This window comes from Neisseria sp. HMSC065D04 (assembly GCF_001815675.1).
GTDB lineage: Bacteria > Pseudomonadota > Gammaproteobacteria > Burkholderiales > Neisseriaceae > Neisseria.
This window is the reverse complement of sequence record NZ_KV821518.1, coordinates 132300-139114: the sequence shown is the minus strand read 5'-3', so window position 1 is coordinate 139114 and position 6815 is coordinate 132300. Positions and strand designations below refer to the sequence as shown.

The window sequence follows — 6815 nt, the reverse complement described above, 5'->3', positions numbered from 1 at the left end:
CCGTACTGGTTTAAAGTTAATCCACTATAACAAAACCTAAAACAGCCTCACCAAACACACTATGCATCACTTTATCCAGACCCTCAAACAATCCCTGCAAGTCCGTATCAGCATTGCCCTGATACTGATGTTCCTGCCTTTGTCCATCATCGCAGGCGCATTCTCCTATTACCAAACCTACCATGAAGCCGAAGAGCTTCAGGACGACCTGTTGCGCCAAACCGCCGCCTACATCAACCCCAAAACCACCGACTACACACAAATAGGCAGCGAAAACCACATCCTCATCCAAACCTTCGGACAAGAAGACACCGTCCCTTTGTCCGACACACTCGGCGAAGGATTCCACACCATCAAAGGCGGCGTTGATGACGACGACGATGATGACGACGACGAATACCGCGCCTACATCCGCCAAACCCCGCAAGGCAAAATCGCCGTACTCCAAGAAACCGAATACCGCGACGACCTCGCAGCCACCGCCGCCTACCAAAGCGTCCTCCCGCTGCTCATCGCCCTGCCCCTCATGATCCTGCTGACCGTATGGATCACCTACCGCGCCATGCGCCCCGTCAAAACCCTTTCCGCCGCCCTCGGCAAACGCCGTTCAGACGACCTCTCGCCGCTGGACGGAGAAGGCGTGCCCAGCGAAATACAAGGCTTCGTTACCGCCATCAACCAACTGCTGCAACGCACAGGCGAAAACATTCGCCGCCAGCAACGCTTCATCGCCGATGCCGCCCACGAACTGCGCAGCCCCCTGACTGCCCTCTCCCTTCAAGCAGAACGGCTCACCAAGCTGCCCCAATCGGACGAAGCCCGCGAACAGACCGGACTCATCCTCCAAAGCATACAGCGCAACCGCCACCTGCTCGAGCAGCTCCTGACCCATGCCCGCGCCCAAGGCTCCGAAACCCAACGCAACCTGACCGACATCAGCCTGCAAGCCCAGTTCCGCCGCGTGCTGCAAGAACTCATGCCCCTCGCCCTCGACAAACAGCAAGACATCGGCGTCGCCGTCGAAAACGACCTGCGCATCCGAGCCGACGACACCGAAATCTACACCCTCATCAAAACCTTCACCGACAACGCCATCCGCTACACCCCCGCAGGCGGCCGCATCGACATAGGTTTCAGCGAGACCCCGACCACCCTCACCATCTGGGTGGAAGACGACGGCCCCGGCATCCCTGCCGCCGAACGCAGCCGCGTAACCGATGCCTTCTACCGCATACTCGGCACGGAACAACAAGGCACCGGACTCGGACTCTCCATCGCCGACGCCATCGCCAAACGCTACGGCGGCAAACTCATCCTCGCCGACAGCCGCAACTTCGCCCACGGCCTGCTGATACAGGCGCAATTGGATAAAAGGCTGCTCAAAGCAGACTAAGCACACAAAAGGTCGTCTGAAACCACAAATCAGGGTTTCAGACGACCTTTTTCTATGTTCCATCCCTCCATCCAAATATCCGCATCACCCCCCCTCTTCCTAAAACACAAGTTTCCCATCCCCGCCGGCCTTGCCGCAGCCATCAAACGACGCGACGTCGCAGCAAAAATATCGCCAACCCTTCCGAAAATCCGGCTTCTGCCACATTCGGTTAAAGAGCATCAATAAATGTAGGTCTCTGAAAATATGATTAATATTCTCGGATTAATGTATATTGTTTGCAAATCATTATCAAAAAATATTAGAATATACACTCTTGCTTTAACGCAACACCCCTTAATCACCCAACTAGAGGAAGAACATGAAATCCCCCCATTCTCCCGCCTTCCGTTTCAGCATCATGGTGCTGGCACTGTCTTCAGGTTTTGCCCATGCAGACAACGTTCGCCCCGAAGCGACTGCCGAACTGAAAGAAGTCGTCGTTACCGGTACTGCCGTACCGACCCGCGTTACCCGCAACCAGCTTGACCGCGAAACTTCGACCGATTTGAAACAAGTCATGAAAGACCAAATCGGCATGGATGTCGGCGGCGGTAACGGCGTGGCGCAGTTTTACAGCATCCGCGGCGTCGGCGAAGACAAGATTAATTTGGAAGTAGACGGCACCAGCCAATCCACCAAAATTTTCCACCACCAAAGCCGCTTCCAGCTTGACCCCGCTTTGGTGAAAAGCATCAACGTCGAAAAAGGCACGGGCGCGGCGAGCGCGGGCTTGGGCGCGGTCGGCGGTACCATCCGCGTAACGACGGTTGACGCAAAAGACCTGCTGACGGACGGCAAACCTTTCGGTTTCAAACTCGGCGCGGGCTTGAGCAGCAATAAAGGCTCAACCGGCAACGCGGCGGTTTACGGCTATCAAAACGGCTTCGATGCCTTGTTTGCAGGCAACTTCCTCAACAACCGCGACTACAAAGACGGCAACGGCAATGTCAACCGCGGCAGTCGTCTGAAACAGCACAGCTACCTCGCCAAACTCGGCTACGACTTCAACGACGACCACGGCATCCGCCTGACCTACCGTCAGGAATACCAAAAAGGCAACCGTACCGACAAAGCCGAGTTCCAAAACGTTGACAGCTACGTCGGCGTGGACGGCACTTATCAAAAAGAGCAATCCTACAATCTGGAATACCGCGGCCGCAATGTCGGCTTCCTCGACAAAATCGACGCTAACGTCTTCCAAATCAACACCGACGACACCAAGCCGCCTAAAGGCGCGCCTTCCCCGAAAGCCCACGCCTCCGGCACGGCGCAAGGCGGCGTTCCCATCGGTCAGCTTGAGTTGAGCAAAATCAAAGCGACCGGCGCGAATCTGAACCTCGCCAGCTCCTTCGGCGACGGACACATGGTGAAATACGGCGTCAACTACCGCCACGAAACCTCCGAGCCTTCCGACAAAGGCGCATGGCTGAAAATTCTCGGCCTATATGACCGCGACAAAGAGAAAAAAGCCGAATACGGCGTGTACGCGGAAGGCATTTGGAACCTGCACCCCGTTACCCTGACCACCGGCCTGCGTTACGACCATTTCAAATACAATGCCGCCAGCAAACAAAGCGCGTCGCACGGTCAGCTCAACCCCAGCATCGGCGCGATTTGGGACATCAACGACAACTTCTCCCTCTTGGCAAACCTCAATCAGGCAAGCCGTGCGCCCCGCCTGAACGAAGCCCTGTTGGCTAACGAACGCGCAGGCGCCGCCGCCGATTTGGACAGCAACCTCAAAGCCGAAACCGCCCGCCGCGCCGAACTGGGCTTCAAATGGCGCAACGACAACTTCAACGTCAGCGGCAGTGTGTTCCACCAACGCATCAAAGACCTCATCGTCTATCGTTGGGCAAAAATCAACAACAACACCGCCTCCATCACCGAACGCGGTAAGATTTACAACGGTGGCACGCTCAAAACTTACGGCTACGAACTTGACGCATCCTACCGCTGGGGCGGCCTGACCGCGCGTGCCGGCGTGTCCTACGTCAAACCCCGTCTGAACGGCGAAATGTACTACGGCGAAAGCCCGATTCAAGCAGAAGACCACGAAAGCTCGTTCACCTTCTGGAACACCGGCCGCCAATGGCTGACCGGCCTGTCTTATCAGTTTGAAAACCCCAAACTCGAAATCGGCTGGCGCGGCCGTTACGCCCAAAGCGTGAAATACACCGACGTCGCCCGCGGACAAGGCACGATACACGGCAAGAAATCAGGCTACGGCGTACACGACATATACGCCAACTGGCAGCCGCTGAAAAAAGACAACCTGAACGTCAACTTCGCCGTCAACAACATCGGCAACAAACAATACCGTTCGCACAGCCAACGCTTCCCCGACGGCAACGGACGCACTCCCTTCTACGAGCGCGGCCGCGAGTTCGCCTTGGGCGTGAATTACCGCTTCTGATAGAAACGTTGACAAAAGGTCGTCTGAAACCTGATTTTTGGGTTTCAGACGACCTTTTCGTTATGGAGAACAAGCAATGGACTGCGAACACTGCCCGAAATCCGTTAAAATACCGCATCCTTATTTTCAGACGACCTCAAACCATGTTGGTACTCGGAATCGAATCATCCTGCGATGAAACGGGCGTTGCGCTTTACGACACCGAACGCGGCCTGTTGGCGCACCATCTTCACACCCAAATGGCGATGCACGCCGAATACGGCGGCGTTGTCCCCGAACTTGCCAGTCGCGACCACATCCGCCGCGTCGTCCCGCTGACGCAGGGCTGTTTGCAGGAAGCGGGCGTTTCCTATGACGACATCGATGCCGTCGCCTACACCCAAGGGCCGGGTTTGGGCGGCGCGCTTCTGGCGGGTTCGGGCTACGCCAACGCCTTGGCGTTTGCCTTGAACAAACCCGTCATTCCCGTCCACCATCTCGAAGGCCATTTGCTCTCCCCGCTTTTGGCGGACGACAAACCCGAATTTCCGTTCGTCGCCCTGCTGGTTTCGGGCGGGCATACACAGTTTATGGCGGTACGCGGCATCGGCGACTACACGTTGATGGGCGAAAGCGTCGATGACGCGGCAGGTGAAGCGTTCGACAAAACCGCCAAACTCTTAGGTTTGCCGTATCCCGGCGGCGCGAAGTTGTCCGAACTGGCGAAGCTGGGCAAACCCGATGCCTTTGCGTTCCCGCGCCCCATGCTCCATTCGCATGATTTGCAGATGAGCTTCTCCGGTTTGAAAACCGCCGTGCTGACCGCCGTCGAAAAAGTCCGCGCCGAAAACGGAGGCGAAATTCCCGAGCAAACGCGCAACGACATCTGTCGCGCGTTTCAAGACGCGGTGATTGACGTCCTCGCCGCCAAAGCCAAAAAAGCCTTGTTGGATACCGGTTTCAGAACTTTGGTCGTCGCGGGCGGCGTCGGTGCGAACTGGAAGCTGCGCGACGAATTTTCTCGCCTGAGCGTCAAAAAGCCGTCTGAAAAAGGCAAACCCAAGCCTAAGGAAGAAAAAATCAAAGTCTGCTTCCCACCCATGGAATACTGCACCGACAACGGCGCGATGATTGCCTTCGCCGGCGCGATGAGGTTGCAGGAGCGGCAGCCCGCGGGCGCGTTCAACGTCAAACCGCGCTGGCCGCTGTCGGATATTGTGAAATAGTGTGCGGCAAAGACAAAAGGTCGTCTGAAAACGGTTTTCAGACGACCTTTTCGCATGGCCTCAAGCAGAACGATCAACAGCAGATTCAACCGTTCCAATAATACCGGACAATGTGGAAGAACACGGGTGCGGCGAAGCAGATGGAATCCACGCGGTCGAGCATACCGCCGTGGCCGCGTATCATGTTGCCCCAGTCTTTGACGCCGTAGTCGCGTTTGATGGCGGACATCACCAGCCCGCCGAAGAAACCCATCAGGCAGATGACGAAACCGATAGCGGCGGCTTGGCCGTGGCTAAACGGCGTAATCGGCGACAGCAGCGCGGTGAGCGCGGTGGCAGACAAAATGCCGCCGACCGTGCCGGATATGGTTTTAGACGGAGAAAGTGACGGCATGATTTTGGCACCGCCGACCAGTTTGCCCCAAACGTATTGCAACACGTCCGAAGCCTGCACCACGAAAATCAGAAACATCAGCAACAGGATATTGCCGCTGCTGTCGAAATCGTCCAAATTCAGGAACATCAAGGCGGGAACGTGTGAAAGGCAGAAGATGCAGATCATCGACATCCACTGAGTTTTGGCGGCGCGTTCGAGGAAATGGGCGGTTTGACCGCTCAGGCTGGCGATAATCGGCAACACCAAAAAACCGTACACGGGGATGAAAATGCTAAACATGCCGTACCAGCCGTCATAGACGAAATAATATTGCACCGGCAGCAGCAGGTAGAAACACACCACCATGCTGTAATAATCGCTGCGGCGGCGATAGACGAGGGTCATAAATTCGCGCAAAGCGGCAAATGAAATCAGAAAAAACAGCGCCACCGTCCCCGTTTTGCCGAACCAAAATGCGACCAGCAGCACCAGCGTCATCAGCCACCAAGCGTAGATGCGGGCATTGAGATTGGAGATGGTGGCATTGTCTGCACCGTTTTTGCGTTTCAGCCATTGCCCGACGACGCTGGCGAAAATCAATATGGCAAAGACGCCGGTAAAGATATAGCCTGCCTGCGGGGTCAGATGGGCGGCGGCTTGTTCGGTAATGATTTGGCCGGATGTGTTAACAAAGCTCACGATACAGCTCCTTTGTTTTGTTGAGACTCGTTGCACTCATTTTCAGACGACCTCAATGCCAGCAAGGCTTCGCGGGTGCGCATCAGGAAAGTGTCTTTGTCTTCACCTTCGCGCAGGGTCAGCGGTTCGCCGATGTGGACTTCGCACAACAACGGCACGGGCAACACTTTGCCTTTAGGCAGGACGCGGTTGATGTTGTCTATCCATATCGGCACAAACTCGGTGTCGGGCTTACTCTTTGCCAAATGGTAAATGCCTGATTTGAAGGGGAGCAGGATTTCGTTTTCATCCGTATTGCGTGTGCCTTCGGGGAAGATAATCAGCGAATCGCCCGCTTGGAGCGCGTGGTTCATCTGTTCGGTAATCGACTGCGGATTGTCGCTGTGGCGCGGAATCAAGAGCGCGTTGAAGACGTTTTGGATGATGAAACGCTTGAGTTTGTTGGTCAGCCAGTAATCCGAGCCGGCAACGGGACGCGTCGAAAGCCGCCAGCGGCGCGGCAGGGAAATCCACACCAGCAAAAAATCGCCGTGGCTGCCGTGATTGGCGTAATACACTTTCTGCTGCGGATTGAACGCCAGCTCGCGCGGGCTTTTGGGGCGGACGCCGGTGAGGAAGGATACCGATAGGCACAATGCTTGGTCGGTCAGCCATGCAAGTTGTTTTTTAAGAAAATTTTTCATG

The 6815-nt window shown here is 55.9% G+C and carries 5 protein-coding genes; 3 read left to right on the top strand and 2 right to left on the bottom strand.

The genetic code is table 11. From position 1 onward, the window contains the following. Nucleotides 1-61 precede the first annotated feature (61 nt). The 3 genes from HMPREF3050_RS07385 (at nucleotide 62) to tsaD (ending at nucleotide 5056) form a co-directional block, all read left to right on the top strand. Nucleotides 62-1393, top strand: coding sequence for an ATP-binding protein (locus HMPREF3050_RS07385; RefSeq protein WP_070774296.1), 1332 nt, complete (start codon nucleotides 62-64; stop codon nucleotides 1391-1393). A 361-nt stretch (nucleotides 1394-1754) separates the two neighbouring features. After that, entirely contained in the window at nucleotides 1755-3851 is a 2097-nt protein-coding gene (locus tag HMPREF3050_RS07380) for a TonB-dependent receptor plug domain-containing protein (protein ID WP_070774295.1), read from the top strand. Between the two features lie 143 nt (nucleotides 3852-3994). Further along, nucleotides 3995-5056, top strand: a complete 1062-nt coding sequence (gene tsaD / locus HMPREF3050_RS07375) for a tRNA (adenosine(37)-N6)-threonylcarbamoyltransferase complex transferase subunit TsaD (protein ID WP_070774293.1) — start codon at nucleotides 3995-3997, stop codon at nucleotides 5054-5056. 85 nt (nucleotides 5057-5141) lie between these two features. Here tsaD and HMPREF3050_RS07370 read toward each other — a convergent pair whose 3' ends face one another. Beyond that, nucleotides 5142-6131: a phosphatidate cytidylyltransferase gene (locus tag HMPREF3050_RS07370; protein WP_070774292.1), complete on the bottom strand. Its 990-nt coding sequence runs from the start codon at nucleotides 6129-6131 to the stop codon at nucleotides 5142-5144. Continuing rightward, nucleotides 6128-6814 carry a lysophospholipid acyltransferase family protein gene (locus tag HMPREF3050_RS07365; RefSeq protein WP_070774291.1) on the bottom strand — a complete coding sequence of 229 codons (687 nt, stop codon included), beginning with the start codon at nucleotides 6812-6814 and terminating at the stop codon, nucleotides 6128-6130. The genes HMPREF3050_RS07370 and HMPREF3050_RS07365 overlap by 4 nt, the downstream gene beginning before the upstream one ends. Between the last annotated feature and the right edge of the window lies 1 nt (nucleotide 6815).

Coding starts and splice junctions, on each gene's coding strand:
- HMPREF3050_RS07385 (WP_070774296.1), top strand. CDS start 62: ATGCATCACTTTATCCAGACCCTCAAACAATCCCTGCAAGTCCGTATC.
- HMPREF3050_RS07380 (WP_070774295.1), top strand. CDS start 1,755: ATGAAATCCCCCCATTCTCCCGCCTTCCGTTTCAGCATCATGGTGCTG.
- tsaD (WP_070774293.1), top strand. CDS start 3,995: ATGTTGGTACTCGGAATCGAATCATCCTGCGATGAAACGGGCGTTGCG.
- HMPREF3050_RS07365 (WP_070774291.1), bottom strand. CDS start 6,814: ATGAAAAATTTTCTTAAAAAACAACTTGCATGGCTGACCGACCAAGCA.